The 22426-nt window shown below is 37.7% G+C and carries 23 protein-coding genes; 15 read left to right on the top strand and 8 right to left on the bottom strand.

The window, feature by feature from the left end:
• Positions 1 to 124: 124 nt before the first annotated feature.
• Positions 125 to 868, top strand: coding sequence for a hypothetical protein (locus tag ACF3OC_RS13665; RefSeq protein WP_392469465.1), 744 nt, complete (start codon positions 125 to 127; stop codon positions 866 to 868).
• A gap of 8 nt (positions 869 to 876) precedes the next feature.
• A complete protein-coding gene (locus tag ACF3OC_RS13660; RefSeq protein ID WP_144043667.1) occupies positions 877 to 1476 on the top strand; it encodes a hypothetical protein in 600 nt (199 codons plus the stop codon).
• A gap of 150 nt (positions 1477 to 1626) precedes the next feature.
• Here ACF3OC_RS13660 and ACF3OC_RS13655 read toward each other — a convergent pair whose 3' ends face one another.
• The 6 genes from ACF3OC_RS13655 to ACF3OC_RS13630 all read right to left on the bottom strand — a co-directional run bounded on the left by ACF3OC_RS13655 (position 1627) and on the right by ACF3OC_RS13630 (position 6916).
• Entirely contained in the window at positions 1627 to 2787 is a 1161-nt protein-coding gene (locus ACF3OC_RS13655; protein ID WP_392469463.1) for a metallophosphoesterase, read from the bottom strand.
• 94 nt (positions 2788 to 2881) lie between these two features.
• Positions 2882 to 4153 (bottom strand): chloride channel protein, encoded by a 1272-nt coding sequence (locus tag ACF3OC_RS13650; protein WP_392469462.1) that lies wholly within the window; start codon positions 4151 to 4153, stop codon positions 2882 to 2884.
• 138 nt (positions 4154 to 4291) lie between these two features.
• Positions 4292 to 4504, bottom strand: a complete 213-nt coding sequence (locus ACF3OC_RS13645; RefSeq protein ID WP_182499509.1) for a DUF2945 domain-containing protein — start codon at positions 4502 to 4504, stop codon at positions 4292 to 4294.
• Positions 4505 to 4510: 6 nt separating this feature from the next.
• Positions 4511 to 5038 carry a DUF488 family protein gene (locus ACF3OC_RS13640; RefSeq protein ID WP_182499508.1) on the bottom strand — a complete coding sequence of 176 codons (528 nt, stop codon included), beginning with the start codon at positions 5036 to 5038 and terminating at the stop codon, positions 4511 to 4513.
• Positions 5025 to 5720, bottom strand: a complete 696-nt coding sequence (locus ACF3OC_RS13635; protein ID WP_392469460.1) for an SMUG2 DNA glycosylase family protein — start codon at positions 5718 to 5720, stop codon at positions 5025 to 5027. The genes ACF3OC_RS13640 and ACF3OC_RS13635 overlap by 14 nt, the downstream gene beginning before the upstream one ends.
• 56 nt (positions 5721 to 5776) lie before the next feature.
• A complete protein-coding gene (locus tag ACF3OC_RS13630) occupies positions 5777 to 6916 on the bottom strand; it encodes an acyloxyacyl hydrolase (RefSeq protein ID WP_277711388.1) in 1140 nt (379 codons plus the stop codon).
• 114 nt (positions 6917 to 7030) lie between these two features.
• On the opposite strand from ACF3OC_RS13630, the gene ACF3OC_RS13625 reads away from it, so the two are divergent.
• The 9 genes from ACF3OC_RS13625 (at position 7031) to ACF3OC_RS13585 (ending at position 17407) form a co-directional block, all read left to right on the top strand.
• Entirely contained in the window at positions 7031 to 7945 is a 915-nt protein-coding gene (locus ACF3OC_RS13625) for an AEC family transporter (RefSeq protein ID WP_392469457.1), read from the top strand.
• A gap of 100 nt (positions 7946 to 8045) precedes the next feature.
• Positions 8046 to 9011 (top strand): SUMF1/EgtB/PvdO family nonheme iron enzyme, encoded by a 966-nt coding sequence (locus ACF3OC_RS13620; protein WP_094255955.1) that lies wholly within the window; start codon positions 8046 to 8048, stop codon positions 9009 to 9011.
• A 39-nt stretch (positions 9012 to 9050) separates the two neighbouring features.
• The gene (locus ACF3OC_RS13615) at positions 9051 to 10364 is read left to right on the top strand and encodes a Gfo/Idh/MocA family protein (RefSeq protein WP_094255954.1); all 1314 of its coding nucleotides are present in this window, start codon (positions 9051 to 9053) and stop codon (positions 10362 to 10364) included.
• Positions 10365 to 10366: 2 nt separating this feature from the next.
• The gene (locus ACF3OC_RS13610) at positions 10367 to 11389 is read left to right on the top strand and encodes an FAD:protein FMN transferase (protein WP_392469455.1); all 1023 of its coding nucleotides are present in this window, start codon (positions 10367 to 10369) and stop codon (positions 11387 to 11389) included.
• Between the two features lie 13 nt (positions 11390 to 11402).
• Complete coding sequence (locus ACF3OC_RS13605) at positions 11403 to 12329, top strand: hydroxypyruvate isomerase family protein (RefSeq protein WP_094280017.1); 927 nt, start codon at positions 11403 to 11405, stop codon at positions 12327 to 12329.
• Between the two features lie 99 nt (positions 12330 to 12428).
• Entirely contained in the window at positions 12429 to 13679 is a 1251-nt protein-coding gene (locus ACF3OC_RS13600; RefSeq protein ID WP_182499504.1) for a nucleoside permease, read from the top strand.
• 20 nt (positions 13680 to 13699) lie between these two features.
• On the top strand, positions 13700 to 15382 hold the full coding sequence (locus ACF3OC_RS13595; protein WP_182499520.1) for a GMC oxidoreductase: 1683 nt from the start codon (positions 13700 to 13702) through the stop codon (positions 15380 to 15382).
• A gap of 23 nt (positions 15383 to 15405) precedes the next feature.
• On the top strand, positions 15406 to 16827 hold the full coding sequence (locus ACF3OC_RS13590; RefSeq protein WP_392469453.1) for a Gfo/Idh/MocA family protein: 1422 nt from the start codon (positions 15406 to 15408) through the stop codon (positions 16825 to 16827).
• A 10-nt stretch (positions 16828 to 16837) separates the two neighbouring features.
• The gene (locus ACF3OC_RS13585; protein ID WP_392469451.1) at positions 16838 to 17407 is read left to right on the top strand and encodes a gluconate 2-dehydrogenase subunit 3 family protein; all 570 of its coding nucleotides are present in this window, start codon (positions 16838 to 16840) and stop codon (positions 17405 to 17407) included.
• A gap of 84 nt (positions 17408 to 17491) precedes the next feature.
• Here the strand turns inward: ACF3OC_RS13585 and ACF3OC_RS13580 are convergent, their stop codons facing one another.
• The gene (locus ACF3OC_RS13580) at positions 17492 to 18199 is read right to left on the bottom strand and encodes an acyl-[acyl-carrier-protein] thioesterase (RefSeq protein ID WP_182499502.1); all 708 of its coding nucleotides are present in this window, start codon (positions 18197 to 18199) and stop codon (positions 17492 to 17494) included.
• A gap of 123 nt (positions 18200 to 18322) precedes the next feature.
• On the opposite strand from ACF3OC_RS13580, the gene ACF3OC_RS13575 reads away from it, so the two are divergent.
• Complete coding sequence (locus ACF3OC_RS13575; protein WP_094255947.1) at positions 18323 to 18589, top strand: hypothetical protein; 267 nt, start codon at positions 18323 to 18325, stop codon at positions 18587 to 18589.
• A gap of 173 nt (positions 18590 to 18762) precedes the next feature.
• On the opposite strand, the gene ACF3OC_RS13570 is transcribed toward ACF3OC_RS13575, so the two are convergent.
• Entirely contained in the window at positions 18763 to 19911 is a 1149-nt protein-coding gene (locus tag ACF3OC_RS13570) for a calcium:proton antiporter (protein ID WP_392469449.1), read from the bottom strand.
• A gap of 173 nt (positions 19912 to 20084) precedes the next feature.
• Between ACF3OC_RS13570 and ACF3OC_RS13565 the strand changes: the two genes are divergently transcribed.
• The 3 genes from ACF3OC_RS13565 to ACF3OC_RS13555 are packed head-to-tail and all read left to right on the top strand — an operon-like array spanning position 20085 to position 22420.
• Complete coding sequence (locus ACF3OC_RS13565; RefSeq protein ID WP_392469447.1) at positions 20085 to 20612, top strand: DinB family protein; 528 nt, start codon at positions 20085 to 20087, stop codon at positions 20610 to 20612.
• A 23-nt stretch (positions 20613 to 20635) separates the two neighbouring features.
• Positions 20636 to 20923, top strand: coding sequence for a hypothetical protein (locus ACF3OC_RS13560; protein ID WP_392469445.1), 288 nt, complete (start codon positions 20636 to 20638; stop codon positions 20921 to 20923).
• Positions 20924 to 20947: 24 nt separating this feature from the next.
• Positions 20948 to 22420, top strand: a complete 1473-nt coding sequence (locus ACF3OC_RS13555) for a hypothetical protein (RefSeq protein WP_392469444.1) — start codon at positions 20948 to 20950, stop codon at positions 22418 to 22420.
• The last annotated feature ends 6 nt before the right edge of the window (positions 22421 to 22426 follow it).

Raw genomic sequence — 22426 nt, 5'->3', positions numbered from 1 at the left:
ATATCTCTAATCGAGACCAATAAAAACTTTCATGTCCGTTGATTATCAACGAAAACATGAAAGTTTTTTTAGATTATGAATCTTTGGCATAATAATTTGAGGAGATGCAGGGTTAATACATTTTATGATTAAAATAAGGTCCTTTTTATATTTAGGTCTGCTAGCAGGGGTTACCAGCTTTAGCAGTTGTAGTTCAGTTTATTTGCCTAATGTTCCAGCGACCCCTATGTTTACAGGCAAAGGTGAAGGATATTTGGCGGCACATGTCAACCCGAAAGGAAATGCTAGTGCAAATCTAGGTGTTGCCTTTACGGATCACTTGGCAATTATTGGGAATGGTTCCTACATCAATTATAAATCTGATAATCATGATTTCAAACAATACTTGTATGAAGGTGGCTTAGGTTACTATACAGTGGTTGGCAAAGGAAAGCGGAGTGTCTTGGAATTTTATGGCGGATATGGAGTAGGAGCGACGATGGATGTCGATAAAAGAGCAAGTACAACAGGGACTAATGCCGTGGAAACCCGGGATGTGGATTTTAATAAAATCTTTGTTCAAGCAAATTTTTCATCAACCCGAAAAAACAAGATTAATCTTTTTGGTAAGAAAAGGACTCTAAACTACGGAACGGCCATCCGGTTAAGTCGAATCAAGATGGATAGGTTTGATTTAAATGGGGTTCCAAGTCGATTGGAAGAGAACGTTTATGTAGAACCAATTTTCTTTACAAGACTGGAATTGAATAAAGGTTTTCAGATTCAATATACGAATGGCTGGAACATTGGTTTAATGAATAATGAGTATTTGAAACCTGGTAATGCTGTATTTACCTTAGGTTTGATTTATAATTTTGGAAGAAAGTAAAACAGGATATGAAAAAGATAATAGGAATAGTATCAATATTGGCAATCCTGATGTTATCAGGATGTCAGGTTAATAAAAAAGCTCAAATCAAGGCTTTGGCAGATTGTGAATATGATGTTGAGTCGGTTGATCAGGTCAAGTTTAATGGAAAGTCTTTGGAATCCTTCAAAGGATCGGATGGTAGCTATAGCTTATCTTCTATGGCTGGTCTTGCCGTAGCACTCTTTAGTAAGGAGTTGCCTTTGGAAGGAAAAGTAAATCTTAAAATCACGAATCCTGAAATGCAAAAGGCAGCTTTCAACTCATTTAAATATGTGATTGAAATTCAGAATTCACCTCTTTTTGAAGGAACAGTGGATCAAAATGTCAACTTGAAACAAGGTGAAAGTACGATTGTACCGATGACTTTCAAGGCAAATATTTTTAACAAAGCTAAAGAGAATGGATTTGATAAATTCTTTGATGAATTATTGAACAAAAAGTCTGAAGGTTTTATGGTCTTGAAAATCAAACCTTCCATTCGAATAGCCGGTCAAAATATCTATTATCCATCTTATATTACCGTGGATAAGAATTTTGGAAGTAAGATATTTAAGTTGTTTAAATAAAGAAATGGGGCTGAAAGAGGCCCCATTTCTTTTGGATATGAGATTTGAGATATGAGATGTGAGATAGTAAGGCTGTTCATCCCTAAATAGAGTTGACCGTTTTAATACTTTTATCATTTGCATCAAATAGAACATGTCTGAAGACATGTTCTATTTGATGGTTACTTCGTCAACCAGTTTTCCGTCTTGGGAATAGATCTTAAAGGAGCCTTGTTTTTCGTCAAGGTTTGCTTTGATGATATTGACGTTAGAGTTAATGATGACCGGGAAATTTACGGTTTGATCAGCCTTTAGGATTTCATGTCGATGCATATGACCACTCAGCATGATTTGAGCTCCTGCTTTATTTAATATAGGAACAAATTTATTACGAATATCTTCCATTCCATGCCAGCCTAATACGGGCGGGATATGGCAGATAATGATTTTGTACTTTGCGTTTTTGTAAGCTGGATTTTGGACAGCTTTTTCCAGCCATTTGGCCTGCAAGGTACGGTATGCGTCCATATCTACAATTCCACTATATTCAATGTCTGAATCCGGTTTATCTTCTCCACAATCCAAGACAATAAAACAAGCATCTCCTTGATTGAACATATAATATAGCTCACCTGAACTGGTAGGGAAATATTTTGGGTATTGTACAGCGAAAGGACCTCTAGTTTCATGGTTCCCTCTTGAATAATACATTGGTTTTTCACTAGCAAATAGTTGTATTGCCGTATCCATAAAACCTTGGTACATCTGTTCTTCACTCAATAGGTTGTCTACCATATCCCCATTGAAAACAATGAAATCCGTGTTTTTTAGATCGACCTGCTTGATCAGGTTGGTCATGACATCATTTTTTCCATGAATATCATTGATGACAGCGAATGAAACAGATGATTTAGGTCCTGGAGTAGAAAATGTTAAGGGTTGTTGTTTATATACATTTGTTGCAGCATATTCACCGTATTGCACCTTTGTACCTTCATGTTTCAGGACTTCTTGATTATATACCCTGTAGCGATATTTTGTTCCGGGCTTTAGACCAGAAAGGTCAACCTGGTGTACCGTTCCTACATTCTTGAAGCCATATTTTCCGGAGAATATTTTGGGTCTTTCTGATTGGTAGAAATGGGTTTGGTCGTCAGGGGCGAGTTCAACCCAGCCTATAGCATTCTTATTGCTGGTCCATATAATGGAAACCGTTGAATCTGTTAAGGCTTGAATAAAGGGTAAATGACTGATAGTTATTTTTTCTTGCGCCAGTACCGGTTTGCAAAAATAAATGCAAAGAGCAAATAAAACGAGAAGAGACCTTTTCATGGGTATAATAAATTGTTTAGGTGTTTGATTTATTGAAGCAATTTAAGAAACTCCCTATACCTAACCAATTTGTCAATGAAAATATTACGAATCCCTATGCGATTGAATTTCTCATTTTTTCCTTATACATATCATAGGTATACACATTATAAGGCAATAATTTATTGGCGAAGTATTTTGATACCAGGCAACATACAATTAAAGGGATAATCAAGCTGTATCCATTAGGGACGATATTACAAATCAGAAAAATAGAAGTAAAAGGGGCATAGATAGCAGCAGAAAGCATAGAGCCGGCACCAATCAGAGCGAAGTTAATGGGACTTACCTCCATATGTAATACAGTCTGACAGAATATAGCCATTAACAACCCTAAGAAAGCACCTACAATGATACTTGGCGCAAATACACCACCATCTCCACCAGCACCTAAGGTTAATGAAGAGGCCAATGGTTTTAGGAGAACCAAAAGGAACAGATAGCCGATGGAATTGGATTCTGCGTGCAGAACCTCATTTAGACCATGATAACTATCGCCAAATAAGACTGGGAAAAAAAAGATTATTAATCCAACGGTAATGGCACCTAAGTTTACTCGAATAAAATTGTTATTAATATTTCCAAAGAAGGTTTTAATTCGGATCATCATCAGCGTAAAACCAACGGCGAATAGACCTGCAAGTAAGCTGAGGACAAAAAAGAAAGGTGTGGATTGCCATTTCCAATCGATGATGTGGGTTGGGATAACTCTCTCATTTCCTAATCCGTAAATAAATAATGCTGCGATTAAGGTTGATGCCAAACAGCTAATCAATATGGTAGGTTTAAATTTCCGACTAATAGCTTCGATTCCAAAAAGTAATCCTGCTAAGGGGCTAGAAAAAAGAATGGCAACTCCGGCAGCGGAAGCGGCACAAATCAACTCCCTTTTATAAAGTTTGGCGGAGAAGTTTTTCTTGTAGACTTCGTTTCCAATGGTTGCGGTTGATACCACAGTAGATACTTCGATGCCGGTTGATCCGCCAAAAATAACGGTTAAAAAACCATTGATAAAGTGGGATGGAATTTTAAATAATGGTAAATGGTCTTTTCGGAGATCTAAGGTTTTATAGATTTCGGTCATTCCTTTATTTTTTTTACCATGGAAGACATACTTTCTCAAAAAGTAAATCATGGTAATACCGATCGAGGGTAAGATGATAAAGAGGTAAGGATTAGTTTCAGAGACAAAAGAAAGCATATGATGTTCAGTTTTCTCTGTGATAAAGCGTAAAGAAATAGCTAGCAAGGAACTCAATAGACCAACGATCATGGAGATGGCGAAGAGTTTAAAATAATTGTGATGAATAACTTTCTTTCTATTCATTTTGGATAAGGGAATGAAACTTAATAATCAGAAAATTGAAATTGATTCTAATGTGATTATTAATTAGCGATTGCGGCAAATTTAAGTGTTTTGGATTTTCTCAGGGAATTGTAAAGCAGAATGTTACATTTTTTTTGACTATTTAATCAAAGTGAGTGCTTTTTCTTTATGCGCGGCAATATGATCGGTTTTACTACTTTTTATTTCATACTGGGGGTCATTGGGGCTAGCGCGATGCGTGTAGCCTTTGTAATCAAAATCAGCGATATGGATTTTGATAATAGTTCCTGAAACGCGACCTGCTTCGGAATTCCAGCTAACAAGATCGCCAATCTTAAATTTTGTTTTCATGATTTATTAATTTTCTGAATAGGTCAAACCTGAATCCGTGATTTTTGCAACAGAAGTATAGGGATGTTCCTGAGCTTTTCCAATGCCCATAATATGCCATACCTTCCAACCTTTAAATTTTAGATAATCGGAGACCAGGGATCGATGACATCGCCACCAAACAGCTTCTGAACACATAAAAGCGGTATTTTTTCCTGTTGCCAGATTCTCCAGTTCATGGATTCCTTGAGCAAAGCCATCTGTTTCCATATAATCGGCATAACCCCTAAAGGATTCATTTTTCCATGCGCTGTTATGGCTATTCTTATGTGTCGGTCTTCGTCCGCCCAATGCTTCCAGGTATTGGTAAGCAATTCCGTTGTTTTCTAAATAAGACCGGAGTTCATCTTGATTAAATTGTGGGTATTTTCTAGATCCGGGATGTCTTCTGATGTCGACAAGAAGTTTGATGTCAAAGGAATTTAGCATGTCAAGGAATTCCTGAATGGGATGAGTCGAATGACCTATGCTGTAAATAATTCTATTTTGTTCCATCTTGGTTAAATGCCAATAAATACTTGTTTATGTATTGATCTTTCTCCTTGGATTTATATTGTTGTATAAAGCGAGGGTGTTCCAGAACTGTCAATTTTTTGAACAATTGAGCTTCTGTATTTAGTTTTTGGATAAATAGCGCATTCTTCTTCCCTAAAATAAATGCTTCATCTTGGTCAAGACCCATGGAAATATGGTTTTTTAGGGAATCGATCATAAAGTCTTTGACAGCAAGGAATAATTTTGGGTCGTCGTAATAATTCGCATTCAAAAATTGACCAGGTTTTACTTCACGAATTATGGCCAGGGGAAAAGGGGAGTTGATATAAAAGTTTTTGTAGAATGCTTCTGCACCACCAAATTCCTGAATCATGTCATAGATAAAAACGGAGGAGATTTCATGAGTTCTGGCAGAGGTCATTTTGATTCCACATACAGAATCGAGTCTTTTGGTATCCGTAAAAGGCACACCAGTGACACCAGCACCATGTCTACTTGGATTTATTCCGATCAAGAATTTTCGAGTATCGTTGTCGGAATAGAACTGTTCATAGAATTGCCGCATGACCTTCATTGTTTCGGGATTATCCATGAAGGGGTTCAATACAAAATAACCGTCTGGTAATTTGCCAGTGTATTGAAGATTTCGATTGAAGTCAATTACTCTATCTGCAAAATTCATTTTTACAAATGGATTTGGTTTCCTATTGCTTCAATAAAGGTACGAAAAAGGCAGCTTTAATTCGATTGATCTCTGTTGAAAGTATAGCCTACTGTCCATTCGATAAAATCAGCTTTCCCCATGTGGGCTTTGATGGATACTCCTGCGTTGATATTTTTATAGACGTAATATCTTGCTCCGGCCCTAAGGAATACTCTTCTGATTTCACCATTGAAGCGTTGATTATGGAGATAATATCCAACATTTCCGTTCAGGACGAGTCTTTCATTGAGGATATGTGCAATATAGAATGCCGGGCCTCCAGAAAGTTTGGATCCCAGTTCTCCAGATTTGTCGCCAGCGATTTCAGCATCATTGCCGGAGGAAGAATAGAATAAGTCAAATCCAGCTCCTAATCTCCATTTATAGGACACATGTTTGCTGGCATAGGCGCTTAGGGTAGATTTAAAGAATCTTTCATCCGAATCATCTTTCAGCTGCTTGAAGCCAACGCCATAATTAAGGTGGTAAAGGATTTTCTTAGAATAAGGCTTTAGTACGGAATCTTTGTTGATTTTTATTTCAGGATTGATTTGATAATTGACTGAGACGGTGACAGGTACGAGGTTTACTCCTTTGTTAGGGAGTCTAAGGGCTCCATTAGAAAAGTGATGGAATGCAAGTCCTACACCAGCTTTCCAATGTGGGTTAATCTTGTATTGGGTCCTTATTCCCAAATCAATAAACACATTGTTTTTAGAGCCAATCACCAGGTTCAATGGGTTTTCATTTTCATTGTAGGGCTTAAAGTTACCAGACAGACCAAGTCCAATCCGATAATCATAACTCCAACGACTATCCTCCTTTGGAGCAATTGGTGTTTGTACAAATCCATAGATAGCGAAAGGACTACCTAAGATATCGGTATTGAAAGTGCTGGAATATAGGCCGATACCGTAAATAGGATAATTGTATATTTGATAATATTGATCTTTTTTAGCACGTTGTTTCCAACCGATTTTAAAGTTTAATCCATTGTAATAAGCGCCTTCATAGGTGCTTGATTTTAAACCTTTTTGAGCAAGAATACCACCGTTTTCAGTTTCAAGTTCAAAGATTAGTGGGCTTTTTTTAATTTCCTTTGTAATTTGAGATATCTGACTAACAGCTAGAAAAGGGGACAGAATAAATAAAAATAGAATAGTGCTCTTGCTCACAGAATAATAATTATGGATTTTACTTAATCGACAAAAATAGTAATAACTTTAGGGCTTAAAACGTGTTCAGTGTCATTTTTGTTTCAATTCTGACTGCTGAAAAAAATAAATGCCGTGTCAAACTTTATCCTTATTATTTTTTGTCTGTCCGCTGGAGTAATTAGTAGGAAATTGAATTGGGTTGCAAAAGATGGATATAAAGCCTTAAATGCGTGGGTTTTATATTTCGGATTGCCAGCTATCTCCTTTAATTATTTACCCAAGTTAAATTGGGATAATAGATTACTATTTACCATGTTGGGGCCAATATTGGTATTAACAGGTTCTATCATTCTTTTCTATATTATTGAGCGGTTTACGAATATTTCCAAGAGGACCTCACATACTTTGATGTTGATTGCTGGACTGAGCAATACATCCTTCGTAGGATTTCCATTAATCACGGCCTATTTTGGGGTTGAGGCACTTCCAATTGGAATTGTAAGTGATCAGATGACCTTTTTCTTATTATCTACGGTTGGAGTGGTTGTCGCGATGAAGGGGAGTTTAAAGAAAAAGAATACGGTGGATATCAAATTTATTTTAAAACGGGTATTTACCTTTCCACCATTAATCGGTTGTTTACTTGCTATTACTTTGGCAAGGTTTATTGACTTGAGTAGTTTAGATGATTTTTTTAAGATTTTAGGCTCTACAGTTTCACCCTTAGCGCTATTTTCTATAGGGCTTCAATTGAATTTCGGAATCGTAAAAAGTGAAATCCCCAATATTACTTATGCTTTGATTTATAAATTACTATTAGCACCGGCCGTTATTTTTCTGATAGCATGGAGTATGGGTTTAAGCGGGGAGATTGTTCAGGTTTCGATATTTGAGATGGCAATGCCAAGTTTGGTCGCTACCAGTATCATATTGAGCCAATTCAAGTTGAACTCCAAAGTAGGGAATAGTGTCATCGGATTAAGTATTCCCTTGGGCTTATTGAGCACATATTTTTGGTATTTTATACTTAGTACATTTTTAATGTAACCTAAATGTTATTAAATTATTTACAGAATTGCTTATCTTTATTGCAATATATTCAAGAAAATACTAATTGTTTTTAGGTTTTAATATACTATAGTTATTTATGAAGAGAGTTTTATTCTTTGCCTTATTGGCAGGGATACAAGTGTCTAATGCTCAAGAAAAGCATGAGCGTTATACACAAAAAATTGAAGGGACAAGTTTAGAATTCACAATGGAAGCCATTCCAGGCGGTGAATTTGAAATGGGGAGTTCAAAATCTTCCAATGCAGATGAGAAGCCAGTTCATAAGGTAAAGCTAGATCCGTTTTGGATGGGAACCTATGAAGTTACCTGGAATCTTTTTGAGCCATTTTTATATAAAGATTACGAAATTACCAAATCTACCGATGGCAAAGTTTCTGCTGAAGTAGATGCCGTAACTCGACCTACAAAACCATATTTGGATATGACTTTTGGTTATGGCAAGGATGGTCAACCAGCTTTAGCCATGACACATTATAATGCGATTCAGTTTTGTAAGTGGTTATATGTGAGGACTGGGGTTTTCTACCGTTTACCGACGGAGGCCGAGTGGGAATATGCAGCTAGAGCAGGATCCAATACAGAGTATTTCTTTGGAGATGATGCTGGTCAATTAGCTGATTACGCGGTTTTCAAGGATAATTCCTCCAATAAAACGGCGAAAGTAGGGAGTAAAAAAGCGAACCCTTGGGGATTATATGATATCTTAGGGAATGTTTCGGAGTGGACTTATGATCAATATGATGCTGAATTCTACAAGACTTTGGCGGGTAAGGTAACGGAAAATCCGGTTAATGTACCGACGAAGTTATATCCACATGTTGTTCGTGGGGGATCATTTGAGAGTACAGCCGTGGATATGCGTTCTGCAGCGAGAGGAGCCTCCGATCCAATCTGGAAACAATTGGACCCTCAGATTCCAAAATCAAATTGGTGGTTTCCAGAGGCGCCATTTGTAGGGATGCGCTTAGTTCGTCCGGTCAAACAACCGAGCCACGAGGAAATTATGGCGTATTATGATAAGGCGCCAATCAAGGATTTTTAATTAACATAAACCGATAATACTCAATTTAAATCTAACTTCATGGAAAGTTTAAAACGTAGAGATTTTATTAAATCATCATCAGCCTTAGTGGGTGCTGCAGCCTTAACCGGGAGTTCAGTAAGCAGTGTATTCGCAGCGGGATCTGATGTTATAAAAATTGCCTTAATAGGCTGTGGTGGTCGTGGTACAGGAGCTACCTTTGATGCCTTTGCATCAGGTCAAAACATCAAGTTGGTAGCGATGGCAGATGCCTTCAAAGATAATCTAGATTCAACTTATAATACCTTAAAAGAGAAATTTGGAGATAAGATTGATGTTCCAGATAGTCGCAAATATGTAGGTTTTGATGCTTATAAGGCGGCAATCAAGGATGCTGATGTGGTTTTATTGACCACTCCTCCAGGATTTAGACCACTTCATTTCGAAGAAGCAATCAATCAAGGGAAGCACGTCTTTATGGAAAAAGCAGTTGCTGCGGATATCCCTGGAGTACGTAAGGTGCTAGAAGTAGCGAAGATTGCAAAGCAAAAGAAATTAAACGTTGTGGTAGGTCTGCAAAGACGTTATCAGACAAATTATAGAGAAGCTATCAAACGTATTCACGATGGAGCTATCGGAGATGTTGTTTCCGGTCAGGTTTATTGGAATAGCGGTGGTGTTTGGGTAAGACCTCGTAAACCAAATCAAACAGAGATGGAATACCAAATGAGAAACTGGTATTATTTCAACTGGTTATGTGGGGATCATATCGTAGAGCAACACGTCCATAATATTGATATTGCAAACTGGGTAAAACAAAAATATCCAGTGTCGATTCAAGGAACAGGAAGTAGAGCACATAGAACCGGAAAAGAGTACGGTGAGATCTATGATAACTTTGCTTTGGAATTAACTTACGATGATGGATCGGTAGTATATAGCCAATGTCGTCACTTCGAAGGGATCTCAAACAGAGTAGATGAGACCTTCCAAGCTACTAAAGGTAGAGTATATTTATCAGCTAGTAATCAAGCTGTTTTGTATGGTCCAGATGGTAAAGAAATTTATCGTCATGATCCAAAAGGGAATCCAAATCCATATCAGCAAGAGCATAAAGAATTATTTGAAGCGATTGCAAAAGGAGAATATAAATTTGATAATGCGGAGTACGGTGCTTACAGTTCCTTGACTGGTATTATCGGAAGGATTGCATGTTATACTGGAAAGGTAATCAAATGGGATGAGGCGATTCAATCGAACATCAGCTTGATGCCAGATCAATTTGCATGGGATGCAAAACCTAAGGTATTGCCAAATGAAGATGGATTCTATCCAGTTGCAGTACCAGGGCATGATGTTGAGAAATACATTTAATAGTGATAAAATTCTGTAATTTTATCATCCTTATATTAATTGGTTGCTGTGCATACGGACAGCAACCAATTTCTGCTTTACAGAAACACGAATTATACGGAAGAGCACAAGGAACAACCTATACGCTTACCTATTATTCAGAGCGTGCTTCCATTTCTCAATCTTCCATAGACAGTATTTTTGCAGTTATCGATCAATCGATGTCCCTTTATAAAAAAGGGTCCAATATTTTGAAGTTCAATGATCCTGAATTGATGAAGATGAAGTTGGATGATCATATGTGGACTGTTATGAAGGAATCATTTCGCGTCTACAAAGATTCCAAAGGTTTATTTGACGTCACAGTAATGCCGTTGGTAAGCTTATGGGGTTTTGGTCCCGAGAAGGTAGTTGATATACCAGATTCAAGTAAAGTTGCGGAGACTTTGAAATTTGTTGGGATGGATAAATTGAAATTATCCGGAAAGCGACTTAAAAAAAGAGTTCGCGGAGTTCAAGTCGATTTAAATGGAATAGCGCAGGGCTATACGGTGGATGTCTTACATGATTATTTGATAGATCAAAAGATTGATAATTTCATTGTAGAAGTCGGTGGGGAGATACGAGCTCATGGGTCAAAACCAGATCAAAGTAATTTCAAGGTTTTGGTTCAGCGACCAGAGCAAGCTTCAGGAGGTTCCGATCATATATTAGAGTTAAGAAACAAATCTGTCACTACTTCAGGTAGTTATGAGAAGTTTCGTGAAGTAAAAGATTACAAGTTTTCACATCATATTGATCCTAAAACGGGTCGCCCGATTAAGTCACAGACAATATCAGTAACGGTTGTAGCGAATAGCGCTATGGAGGCAGATGCATATGATAATGTGTTTATAGCGATGAAGCCAGATGAAGCAATTTCATTTGCGAATTCAAAAAATATAGTTGATATTTATTTACTGTATTTGGAGGATGGGCAGGTGAAAGAGGCTCAGTCTTCTGGATTTCAGAAGTATTTGCTAACCGATAAAATACTTAAAAATTAAAACTTATACCTAAATGAAACGTTCAGATTTTTTAAAAAACAGTTCCCTATTAGTAGGTGCGTCTTTATTTTCAAATGGCCTTTCTGCTAAAGATCAATCAACAAACCCTATGGATTCAAAATCTGCCAATCAACCTTTTAAGTTAAACTATGGTCCACACCAAGGGATGTTTAGTGCTACAGCTGGGAAGAATTTCTTGGATGAAATAAAATACATGCATGAACTAGGTTTCCGCGGAATTGAAGATAATGGGATGCCAGGTCGTTCAGCAGATGAGCAAAAGAAAGTTGGAGAGCTATTGGCAAAATTAGGGATGACCATGGGCGTTTTTGTGGTTCCAAAAGGAGGGAATGGAGCGAATTCCTTAGCTGCAGGAAAACAAGAATTTATAGACATATTCGTTAAGGGCTGTAAAGAATCTGTAGAAATTGCAAAACGTTGTAATGCAAAGCATGTCACTGTAGTTCCTGGAGATTACGTTCGTAATCTACCGATCGGAGTACAAACAGGTAATGTTGTTGAAGGTTTAAGAAGAGGGGCGGAAATATTTGAACCTCATGGTATTACAATGGTGTTAGAGCCATTGAGTGATACACCGGATTTATTCTTACGATTTTCGGATCAAACCTATGAAATCTGTAAGGCAGTAAATAGTCCATCATGCAAGATTTTATATGATGTCTATCATATGCAGAAAAATGAGGGTAACCTAATCCAGATGATGGAAAATTGTTGGAGTGAGATTGCGTATATCCAGGTTGGAGATAATCCAGGTAGGAGAGAGCCAACAACTGGAGAGATTAATTATAAGAACTTATTTAAGTGGTTGTACGAGAAGGGTTATAAGGGAGTTGTAGGGATGGAGCACGGGATGTCAAAATCTGGAAAAGAAGGGGAAGAAGCCTTGGTTAAGGCCTATAGGGAAGTGGATTCCTTCTAATGCTAAAGGGATTTAGTATTGAAACAAATTCGTTATTAAATTTTGTAATTAGCATATTATCTCTATCTTTAAATTCAAGATTTTAGTAAACCTTAAAGAATGTCTTCATCAATTAAATTTAAACTCTCTTTCATGATGTTCCTCGAATTTTTTATTTGGGGAGCTTGGTTCGTTACGCTCGGAACATTTTTAGGAAACAACTTAAAAGCCTCAGGCTTAGAGATTTCAAACGTTTTCTCGACACAATCGTGGGGAGCAATTATTGCTCCATTTATTATCGGTATGATTGCAGACCGATATTTTAATGCCGAAAGAATACTCGGTGTTTTACATATTGCTGGTGCATTTTTGATGTATCAACTTTATCAGAGTGATTCCATTGGATCATTCTTTCCGTATGTATTAGGTTATATGATCTTGTATATGCCAACCCTGTCATTGGTCAATTCCGTATCATTCAGACAGATGAAAAATCCGGAGAAGGAATTTTCATTTATTCGAATTTGGGGAACCATTGGTTGGATCGTAGCTGGTTTATCCATCAGTTACTTATTTAAGTGGGATAGTCCTGAAGGGCTTCAAGAAGGTTTCTTAAAGAATACATTCTTGATGTCTGCTATTGCTTCCGTTGTTTTGGCGGCATTTTCTTTTTTTCTACCTAAAACCCCTCCCATTAAGGATAGGAATTCAGGCGAGAAGGAAAGTATTTCAAAGATTTTAGGATTAGATGCGATCAAATTATTGAAGGACCGTAATTTCTTGGTTTTCTTTATTTGCTCGATATTAATTTGTATTCCTTTAGCGTTTTATTATCAATATGCGAATCCATTTTTAACAGAAATAGGCTTGGCAAATGCGACTGGTAAGATGACTATTGGACAGATTTCAGAGGCTTTATGTCTGTTATTATTACCAGTATTCTTCACTCGTTTTGGTTTTAAGAATACCATTTTATTGGGGATGCTAGCATGGGTATTACGTTATGTACTATTTGCTTATGGTAATGCGGGAGAATTGACCTTTATGTTATTGTTAGGGATTGCTTTGCACGGTATCTGTTATGATTTCTTTTTTGTTTCGGGACAAATATATACGGATTCGAAGGCAGGAAAGGATAACAAGAGTGCTGCACAAGGATTGATTACCTTAGCGACTTATGGAGTAGGTCAATTGATTGGATTCTGGGTAGCAGGTTATGTAAGTGATATGTATGTTTCGATCAAGGACACTGATTTAGCCTTGTTCTGGAATAATTTATGGATAGTTCCTGCGGTTATTGCCTTTGTGGTGATGATCATCTTCTTAGTTTTTTTCAAGAAGGAGACTATTCAAACACAAGTAGAAAACTAATTAAAATTTAAAAGATAATGGTGGAAAATAATGTATATGATGCAATTGTTATTGGATCCGGAATCAGTGGAGGTTGGGCAGCCAAAGAACTTACTGAGAAGGGTTTAAAAACAATTATGTTGGAGCGTGGTCGCAATGTAGAGCACGTAAAAGATTATCATGCCAACAAAGACACCTGGGAATATCCGCATAGAGGTGGTAGAACCGTGGAGATGGAGAAGGATTATCCGGTATTAAAACGTGATTACCCATTAAATGAGAAAAACTTAGATTTTTGGGTTAATGAGAAAGAGAGTCCTTATACGGAAGTCAAGCGATTTGACTGGTTTAGAGGGTATCATGTTGGCGGTCGTTCGTTAATGTGGGGTCGTCAAAGCTACCGTTTAGGGGATTTGGATTTTGAAGCAAACCTAAAAGACGGTCATGGTGTAGATTGGCCGATTCGTTATAAAGATATCGCTCCTTGGTATAGTTATGCTGAGAAATGGGCTGGTATTTCTGGTAACCGTGATGGTTTAGATGTACTTCCAGATGGAGACTTCATGCCGGCAATGGATTTCAATATTGTTGAGAAAGATTTAGCTGAGCGTTTGAAGAAAGAATATGGCGGTTCACGTCACTTTATCATGGGGCGTACTGCTAATATTACCAAGCCGCATACTGGCCGTATTAACTGTCAATATCAGAATCAATGTTGGTTAGGATGTAATTTTGGGGGGTATTTTAGTACCCAATCCTCCACCTTGCCACCAGCGATGAAGACTGGAAATTTAACCTTGAGACCTTTTTCAATCGTAACGAAAATTATCTATGATAAGGATACGAAGAAAGCGAAAGGGGTTGAGATTGTTGATGCGGAAACAAACAAGACTTACGAATTCTTTGCGAAGGTAATCTTTGTTTGTGCTTCAGCATTTAACTCAACTTGGGTTTTAATGAATTCAGCGACAGATGTTTGGGAAGGTGGATTAGGAAGTAGCAGTGGTGAGTTGGGTCACAATGCGATGGATCACCATTTCCGTTTAGGAGCAGGAGGTCGTGTAGAGGGTTATGAGGATAAGTACTTCTTTGGAAGACGTCCGACGGGCTTATATGTTCCTCGTTTTGTAAATATTCCGAGTGATACCAAGAAGCGTGATTATGTACGTGGATTTGGATATCAGGGATCAGGAAGTCGTGGTCGATGGTCTGGCGAGATTGCAGAGATGCAAGTAGGTGGAGCATGGAAAGATGCGATGTGTGAGCCAGGAAACTGGGGAGTTGGCTTTACAGCCTTTGGTGAGATCCTACCATACCATGAGAATAAGATTTCACTAGATAAGAATGTGAAAGACAAATGGGGATTACCAGTATTGTCAATGGACATGGAGATCAAGGATAACGAGCAGAAGATGCGTAAGGATATGACAGAGGAGATGAAAGAGATGCTTGAGAAGATTGGTGTTAAAGATGTGAATACATATGATAGTGGTTATAATTTCGGTATGGGTATCCACGAAATGGGAACTGCGAGAATGGGTAGAGATCCTAAGACTTCGGTATTGAACGGCAATAACCAGGTTTGGGATGCTACGAATGTATTTGTTACAGATGGTGCGATGATGACCTCTGCAGGTTGTGTAAATCCATCGTTGACTTATATGGCTATGACAGCTCGTGCGGTAGATTTCGCGGTTAGTGAGCTTAAGAAAGGAAATTTATAACAAACTAAACCCAAGATAGTATTATGAGTAATAATTCAAGAAGAGAATTTATTAAGAATTCCGCGATAGCAGCTGCAGGTATCAGCATTGTCCCTAGACATGTATTAGGTGGTACAGGTTTTACTGCTCCAAGTGATAAATTAGTTGTAGCCGGTATCGGTGTTGGTGGAAAAGGGGAGAGTGACATCAATTCATTCCATCAGTCAGGAAAAGCAGATATCGGATTTTTATGTGATGTCGATGACCGTCGTGCTGCAACATCTAGAAAGCGTTTTCCAAAAGCAAAATATTATAAAGATTATCGTGAGATGTTGGACAAAGAGCACAAGAATATTGATGCTGTTTCTGTGTCCACGCCTGACCATAACCATGCTATTCAGGCATTAGCTGCGATGCAGTTAGGCAAGCACGTTTATGTTCAGAAGCCATTGGCACATGATGTTTGGGAAGCTAGGGTATTAACTGAGGCTGCGAAGAAATATAAAGTTGTGACGCAAATGGGTAACCAAGGAGCGTCGAATGATGGTCCAAGACTAGCTCGTGAGTGGTACGAGGCTGGATTAATTGGGAATGTTCATACGGTTTACTGTTGGACTGACCGTCCAGTATGGCCACAAGGGATTTCATGGCCAACGCAAAAGGCTAATGTTCCTTCGGAGTTAAACTGGGATCTATGGTTAGGTACTGCTCCACAGAAGGATTTTGTGGATAAATTAGTTCCATTCAACTGGAGAGGTTGGTGGGATTATGGTACTGGAGCCTTAGGAGACATGGGATGTCACTTATTAGAAGTTCCTTTCAGTGTTTTAGGGTTGTCCTATGTTCAAGATGTACAAGCATCAGTAGGATCTGTTTATGTAGATGAGTTCAAGCGTGGATATTTCCCTGAGAGCTGTCCTCCATCGAGCCATGCTACGATGACTTTCCCGAAAGCAAAAAGAACAACAGGCCCAGTAACCTTACACTGGATGGATGGTGGTATTCAACCAGCACGTCCAGAGGAATTAGGTCCAAATGAAGTATTTGGAGATGGAGGAAACGGGATCTTATTAATTGGAGATAAAGGAAAGATTCTTGCAGATACCTATGGTGACAATGCTCGTTTATTACCTACTTCGAGAAAAGAGAATGTAGCGTTGAAATATGAGCGTGTACCGGGTGGTGCAGGTGGTCACTATGCACAATGGGTTGAGGCTTGTATCGCAGGCTATGGCAAGAAGGAAGTAAGTGCTCCATTTGAGATTTCAGGACCATTAACAGAAGCGTTATTAATGGCTAATTTAGCAATTCGTGGTGCAGACTTACGAGTTGATGGCGGTTATCCAGGACGTAACTTGAAGTTATTATGGGATAATGATCAGATGAAAGTAACTAACTTTGACATTGTAAACCAATTCGTAAAACGTAACTACCGTCAAGGTTGGGATGTTAAATACACACTTTAATTAAAGAACAATGAATAGAAGAGAGGCATTAAAAAACGTAGCATTCATCGTTGGTGGTACAGTAATCGGTGCGAACTTGTTTTTACAAGGATGTACCAGACCGGCTTCGAAAGAAGTTGCATCTTTATTCGAAGGTGATACACCTGATTTTTTAGGTGAATTATCCGAAGCTATTCTTCCAAAAACTTCGACTCCAGGTGCTAAGGAAGCAGGAGTTGGACAATTTATTCCAGTTATGATCCGTGACTGCTATGAGGAGAAGGATCAAAAAGCCTTTTTGGAAGGGTTGAATGGAGTAGATGATCGTTCGCAGAAAGAATTCAAAAAAGGATTTGCGGAACTTTCAGCAGAGGAGAAATTACAATTCGTAAATAACTACGATAAAGAAGCGAAAGAATATCAAAGTAATAAAAAAGAGGAGGATGCAAATCACTTCTTCACGATGTTAAAGCAATTGACTTTAACCGGATTCTTTACTTCTGAGGTAGGTATGAAACAGGCACTTCGCTATGTGAAGATTCCTGGGAAATTCGATGGTAACTATCCTTACAAAAAAGGAGATAAAGCTTGGGCTCTTTAGTTCCAAACGATGTATAAAAAATCCCCCGAAAATTTTCGGGGGATTTTTTTATGTTGTTTATTACGAATTAAAATATTTTTAAGTCTATTCAGATATTCGCATTAGAAAATGCGTTCTGCCATCTTTTTGAATAGAAAATACGGAGTTATCACTTTTCATTATGGTGACTTCATCAGCATAATTCAATTCTTTTAGAAAGTTCATTTCCAAATTATGGATGGTTCCATTTAAGATTCTTTCAGGTTCCATTGCATCGAAGCACCATTCCATGTATTTAACATTATTAGCATGGTAAACGATATCCAGGTCCGAAAGTTTGACCTTGTAATTGTTTAGGAGTTGGAAATCGACATTCCCATCAATTTTTTCGACGAGGTTTTTGGTAGAAGTTTTATCTCTAAAGAACTCCATATGGTCGGTGCTCAGGGCAAAAATATCTGCACGGCGGGTTTTGATATTAAATACAACCCAAAGGCTACTAGCGCGAACCAAAACCTGGTCATCGAGCCATACTTCGAAGTTCCGGATGGAGCGGCTACCAGTAAAGTCTTGGATCCAAGTCCTGACAGTAATATTTTGTGTATATCGAGGTAACTTATCGATTTCGATCAACATCCGGCTAAGCACCCAAGATTGGCTGGCATTAACCATAGCTTTATATCCGAAGCCGAGATTTTCTGCATGTTCACTTGCTGTAATTTGTAGGATATTATTTAATTCACTGTATTTCAACTGCCCGTTCGGATAACATTGGGTAAAATTCAATGTCCATTCCTTTTCAAATATGCCCATTAATATATTTTCTGAATCTATTGCAAATGTAACTAATTTAATATTCTGTGCTAAAATCTTGCTGAAATATATATTATTGTCTAAATTAACGTTAACCTTTTAAACCTCTTAATTGATTGACGAATGACAGGAACACTAATTGAAAAAGAAGACGTAGATAAATTTAGAATTATCCCCGCCGAAACGGATAAAACAACACAATTTACGAACAAACTACAGGGAGCAGTTCGTTTGGGCAACGAATTCAAATCCAAGACGACTATAGTTTTCAATACAGAGGACGGTCCGAAACGAATTGAAACTACCGTATGGTCCCTTACTGATAAATACATTCAAATAAAACACGGGATTCTTATTCCTTTAAAAGCACTTATAGAAATCGAATATTAACATCAATAACTGGATTTAGAATTCAGGTTATTTTCTATTTAAAATTGAAACAAAAAAGCTTCTTATCAACGATGATAGGAAGCTTTTTTTTGATAGGAAAGGAGGGGGCTGTATATTTTCGGGATACAGTCATTCCCTCCAATTCTATACTATTACTTAATAAGGATCTTGTTTTAAGGGATAAAAATTAGGATTACGAATACGGCAAATAGTACCAAGTGCATGATTCCAACAAATGGAACTGTTTTTTTTCCGGAGAATGAAAGCATACTCAGGATTAAAGTAATCACGAACAGGATAGTTTCGGTAGCAGTTAACCCGAATAAGACGGTTTTATTGGCAATCAGACCAATAAATAATACGGCTGGAACAGTTAATCCAACGGTTGAAACAAATGCACCATGACAAAGATTGATTGCCCTTTGGAATTCATTATTTATCGCTGCTTTCACCGCAGTCATTGATTCAGGAGTAAAGACAATAATAGCGATCAATACACCACCTAATAATGGAGGTAGATTCATTTCTTTGATTCCATAATCGACCAAGGTTGCCAGATTGTGTGATAATAATACAATCGGTAGAATCATTGCCAACAAAAGCAGGGTTCTTAAGAGGATCTCTTTTTTGCTGATGCTAGCATGTTGCTCTTCAGCGGTATTTTGTGATTGATTTCTTTGGCTAAATGGGATTTCCATAGATCCTGCTGCAGGTTGGACATATAAGTGTTTATAGCCTTTCATTTGGAATGCCAAAAAGAATCCATAGAGCAGAATGACAAGTCCAGAAATACTTCCGGCTTGAATGCTTGTAAATTCACCATTTCCTTTGCCCTCAATAAAGTTAGGTAACATCATTGAAATTCCACCCAGCATGATAATCATGGAGAGGTAGGTAATAGTTCCTTGTGAATTGTATTCCTGTTCACCGTATTTTAACCCTCCTAAAAGGATACATAAACCCAGAACCAGGTTCATAATAATCATCATGACCGAAAAGATGGAATCCTTTCCGATTGTAGGATTATCTTCCGGGCCAAACATCATGGCTACAATCAATATAACTTCAATGGAAACGATGGATAGGGTTAGAATTAATGTACCATAGGGTTCACCAAGTTTATGAGCTAATTCATCGGCTTCTTTTACGACTCCGAATGCAGCTCCAATAATGGTGAATAATACTAGAATGAAAATTCCGATGGCTAGAATGTTATTGCCATACAGGCCTTCAATACTTTTTCCAAAAAACATGAACAAGAAAACCATTAACCAGATTAGGATTAAACGTATTATGCTGTTTTTTGTTAAAATATTGTTCATAAAATCATCTCCTTTTTAAGTATTTGTTATGACTTGTATTAATTTTTTTGCCCCTGCAAATCTCCACAATTTAAACCCCATAGTTTTTTACATAAGTTAAAAAAGTTAGAAGAATCTACTGACAAACTACTGTCATTGATTGTTATTCTTTTGTTAATATCAATTTTTAAATCATGGAACATACAAGTATTATTAAGATTCTAATTTCCCAATATCGAGCTGTTCTAGGAATGTTACGTGAAGTCACGGAGAAGGTTCCAGAATCTGAATGGGATACCAAAGAGTATAACAATCCAAATTGGCAAATGATTTATCATACGATTTGGAGTGCTAAATTGTATCTATCAGCAAGTTACGAAACCTATGTGGCATTTTCTGGGGCGATTGAAGGTGCTGAAAGTTTGGGGGGTGCTAAGGAATGGGAAAATGCAGAAGTTGAGGTGCTAGGGATTAATTCTAAGCAAGAAGTATTGGAGTTTATCCAAGAAGTTGAACAAAACTTAGAAAATTCAATTAAGCAATTGCCTTTGGAAGCAGACTCTGGTTTTGAATGGTATCCTTATAGCCGATTAGAACTTCATCTTAATACGATCAGACATATTCAACACCATACAGCTCAGGTGATTGAACGATTGAAATTAAAGGGAATTACTGGATTTCCATGGTGGATTGATGAGAATAAGCCAGGTGAATGGGTTTGATAAAGAGATAAAAAATTAGAAATATGTTTGCAGTAAAAGTAGAATATTCGGTCATTCCAGAATACGAGGAAGAAAACAAGGTTCGGATTAAGGAGTTTTTAAAAGCTTTTAAGGGATTGGATCAAAGGAGATTTAGATATTCGGTTTTTCAGGATAAGGAGAGTAAGAGGTTTGTTCATTTGTCGGAGTATCAAGATGAGCAAATACAGCAGGAATTACTAGGGAATCTGGTTTTTCTGGACTTTCAGGAAAGTCGGGATAAAAACTTAATGGAGCAACCTTCAATAGTTTGGTTAGATTGTTTATTTTAGTGAACACAAAGATCACACTTCACTATGGTAAAAAAGTTGGCAGCTGTTATTGCTTTGGGTTTGTTCACAAATCAGATGACCCATGCTCAAGATTTGGATGGGCTATTTAACAAGGTAAAAAAAGGGGCTAAGAGTTTAAGTAAGTCATTATCATGGGAGCCAGGCAAGGCTGTCAGTACATCGTTGAAAGATACACTAACAGGGGTTTATTGGATGGATGATTTTTTAGCGCATCGTACAGCAGATACCATTTCCTCATTTTCATTAAAACCTGGCTATTATAAAACCACGTTGCGGTCGTATTGCCTACATGCCGGAACCTATGGTCCTTCTAAAGGATCTGGGTATCAGGTTGCGAACTTTGAAGGTTCACAGAAAAAGTTGATTACTTCCATTTTGGAAAAGTCGGTAGAACATCCAGATATCAGTCAATCTGATGTTCAAACCTTAATTTGGGGTATTGAAGCCGGAACGAAGTTTTCGGCTTATCCAACTGATTTTCAGGTTCGAGTAAAGCCTTTGATTTCAGTAAAAGATATGGCATTGATGGAAATTAATGTAAAGAATATCGTCGAACAGAATCTTCCGTCAGATGTGAAGAGTTTATTGAATACCTATGCTTCCTTACGGAATGAAATGCAATCTGCGCAGATGAACTTTGCGAAGTTGGAAGATCTCGCTGTAAAAACAGGTGTTCCTGCCATAGGTGTTGGTAGCGTGACGATTGATCCCGGGAAATGGTCTTATTTGGAGAGTGGTTACTTTATGAAAGTAAATCCGCAGAGCTATTCCACAACGGATGTAACCTTATACCGCCCATTGGAGGCTACTGTTGCCTACGATAGCCAGAATAGGATTTCGAGTTATTCGCATGAAGGATATAAAGTGACGGTTAATTATAAAGATGCAGGTAAACCTATTGAAATAGGGGAATATAAAGGTCATGTTCAACAAATAGAGAGCTATACCTTGGAATCGCCAGGAATGGAGACCCAAACCGTTGAATCGAACCAAAAATATTTTGATTTTACACTAGATGCGATAAATCAATACATCGAAAGCGGCAAGGTTTATGATTTTGATGGTTCAGTGCTTAATTCCAATGAGATTTCATTCAAGGAAGCGAAAGATTCTTTTCAAAAACTGAAAAATGTTTATGATAGAACCAAGGACCTGATGGATATCTATGATGATTTTAATATTGATGAGAATCCACCTGAGAATTTAGATAAGTATCTGAGTGAAGCTTATCAAAATGAAAGGATCAATGAGGCTATCCAAGTTGCAACCAATCCGATTGATAAGAAAGGGCAGAGCAAATGGTTGAAGGAGCATTTCCAAATGCTCAACGATTTCTTTTTCTATTCCATCTGTAAATTAAGGGGAGATGATTGTAAGCCGGATAATGATCCAAAGAATCCAAAATTACCGGATTATATAGGTCAGCCTGGAAATACAAATGCTCAGCGAATAGGCTTGAGTGAGTATAAGAAATAGGGGGAT

This window comes from Sphingobacterium cellulitidis, assembly GCF_043187465.1.
GTDB classification, from domain to species: Bacteria; Bacteroidota; Bacteroidia; order Sphingobacteriales; family Sphingobacteriaceae; genus Sphingobacterium; species Sphingobacterium cellulitidis.
This window is presented reverse-complemented; position numbering and strand designations above follow the sequence as displayed.

Excerpts from the sequence above, each read along its gene's own strand:
- ACF3OC_RS13665 (WP_392469465.1), top strand. The coding sequence starts at position 125 with ATGATTAAAATAAGGTCCTTTTTATATTTAGGTCTGCTAGCAGGGGTT.
- ACF3OC_RS13660 (WP_144043667.1), top strand. The coding sequence starts at position 877 with ATGAAAAAGATAATAGGAATAGTATCAATATTGGCAATCCTGATGTTA.
- ACF3OC_RS13655 (WP_392469463.1), bottom strand. The coding sequence starts at position 2,787 with ATGAAAAGGTCTCTTCTCGTTTTATTTGCTCTTTGCATTTATTTTTGC.
- ACF3OC_RS13650 (WP_392469462.1), bottom strand. The coding sequence starts at position 4,153 with ATGAATAGAAAGAAAGTTATTCATCACAATTATTTTAAACTCTTCGCC.
- ACF3OC_RS13645 (WP_182499509.1), bottom strand. The coding sequence starts at position 4,504 with ATGAAAACAAAATTTAAGATTGGCGATCTTGTTAGCTGGAATTCCGAA.
- ACF3OC_RS13640 (WP_182499508.1), bottom strand. The coding sequence starts at position 5,038 with ATGGAACAAAATAGAATTATTTACAGCATAGGTCATTCGACTCATCCC.
- ACF3OC_RS13635 (WP_392469460.1), bottom strand. The coding sequence starts at position 5,720 with ATGAATTTTGCAGATAGAGTAATTGACTTCAATCGAAATCTTCAATAC.
- ACF3OC_RS13620 (WP_094255955.1), top strand. The coding sequence starts at position 8,046 with ATGAAGAGAGTTTTATTCTTTGCCTTATTGGCAGGGATACAAGTGTCT.
- ACF3OC_RS13615 (WP_094255954.1), top strand. The coding sequence starts at position 9,051 with ATGGAAAGTTTAAAACGTAGAGATTTTATTAAATCATCATCAGCCTTA.
- ACF3OC_RS13605 (WP_094280017.1), top strand. The coding sequence starts at position 11,403 with ATGAAACGTTCAGATTTTTTAAAAAACAGTTCCCTATTAGTAGGTGCG.
- ACF3OC_RS13600 (WP_182499504.1), top strand. The coding sequence starts at position 12,429 with ATGTCTTCATCAATTAAATTTAAACTCTCTTTCATGATGTTCCTCGAA.
- ACF3OC_RS13590 (WP_392469453.1), top strand. The coding sequence starts at position 15,406 with ATGAGTAATAATTCAAGAAGAGAATTTATTAAGAATTCCGCGATAGCA.
- ACF3OC_RS13585 (WP_392469451.1), top strand. The coding sequence starts at position 16,838 with ATGAATAGAAGAGAGGCATTAAAAAACGTAGCATTCATCGTTGGTGGT.
- ACF3OC_RS13580 (WP_182499502.1), bottom strand. The coding sequence starts at position 18,199 with ATGGGCATATTTGAAAAGGAATGGACATTGAATTTTACCCAATGTTAT.
- ACF3OC_RS13575 (WP_094255947.1), top strand. The coding sequence starts at position 18,323 with ATGACAGGAACACTAATTGAAAAAGAAGACGTAGATAAATTTAGAATT.
- ACF3OC_RS13570 (WP_392469449.1), bottom strand. The coding sequence starts at position 19,911 with ATGAACAATATTTTAACAAAAAACAGCATAATACGTTTAATCCTAATC.
- ACF3OC_RS13565 (WP_392469447.1), top strand. The coding sequence starts at position 20,085 with ATGGAACATACAAGTATTATTAAGATTCTAATTTCCCAATATCGAGCT.
- ACF3OC_RS13560 (WP_392469445.1), top strand. The coding sequence starts at position 20,636 with ATGTTTGCAGTAAAAGTAGAATATTCGGTCATTCCAGAATACGAGGAA.
- ACF3OC_RS13555 (WP_392469444.1), top strand. The coding sequence starts at position 20,948 with ATGGTAAAAAAGTTGGCAGCTGTTATTGCTTTGGGTTTGTTCACAAAT.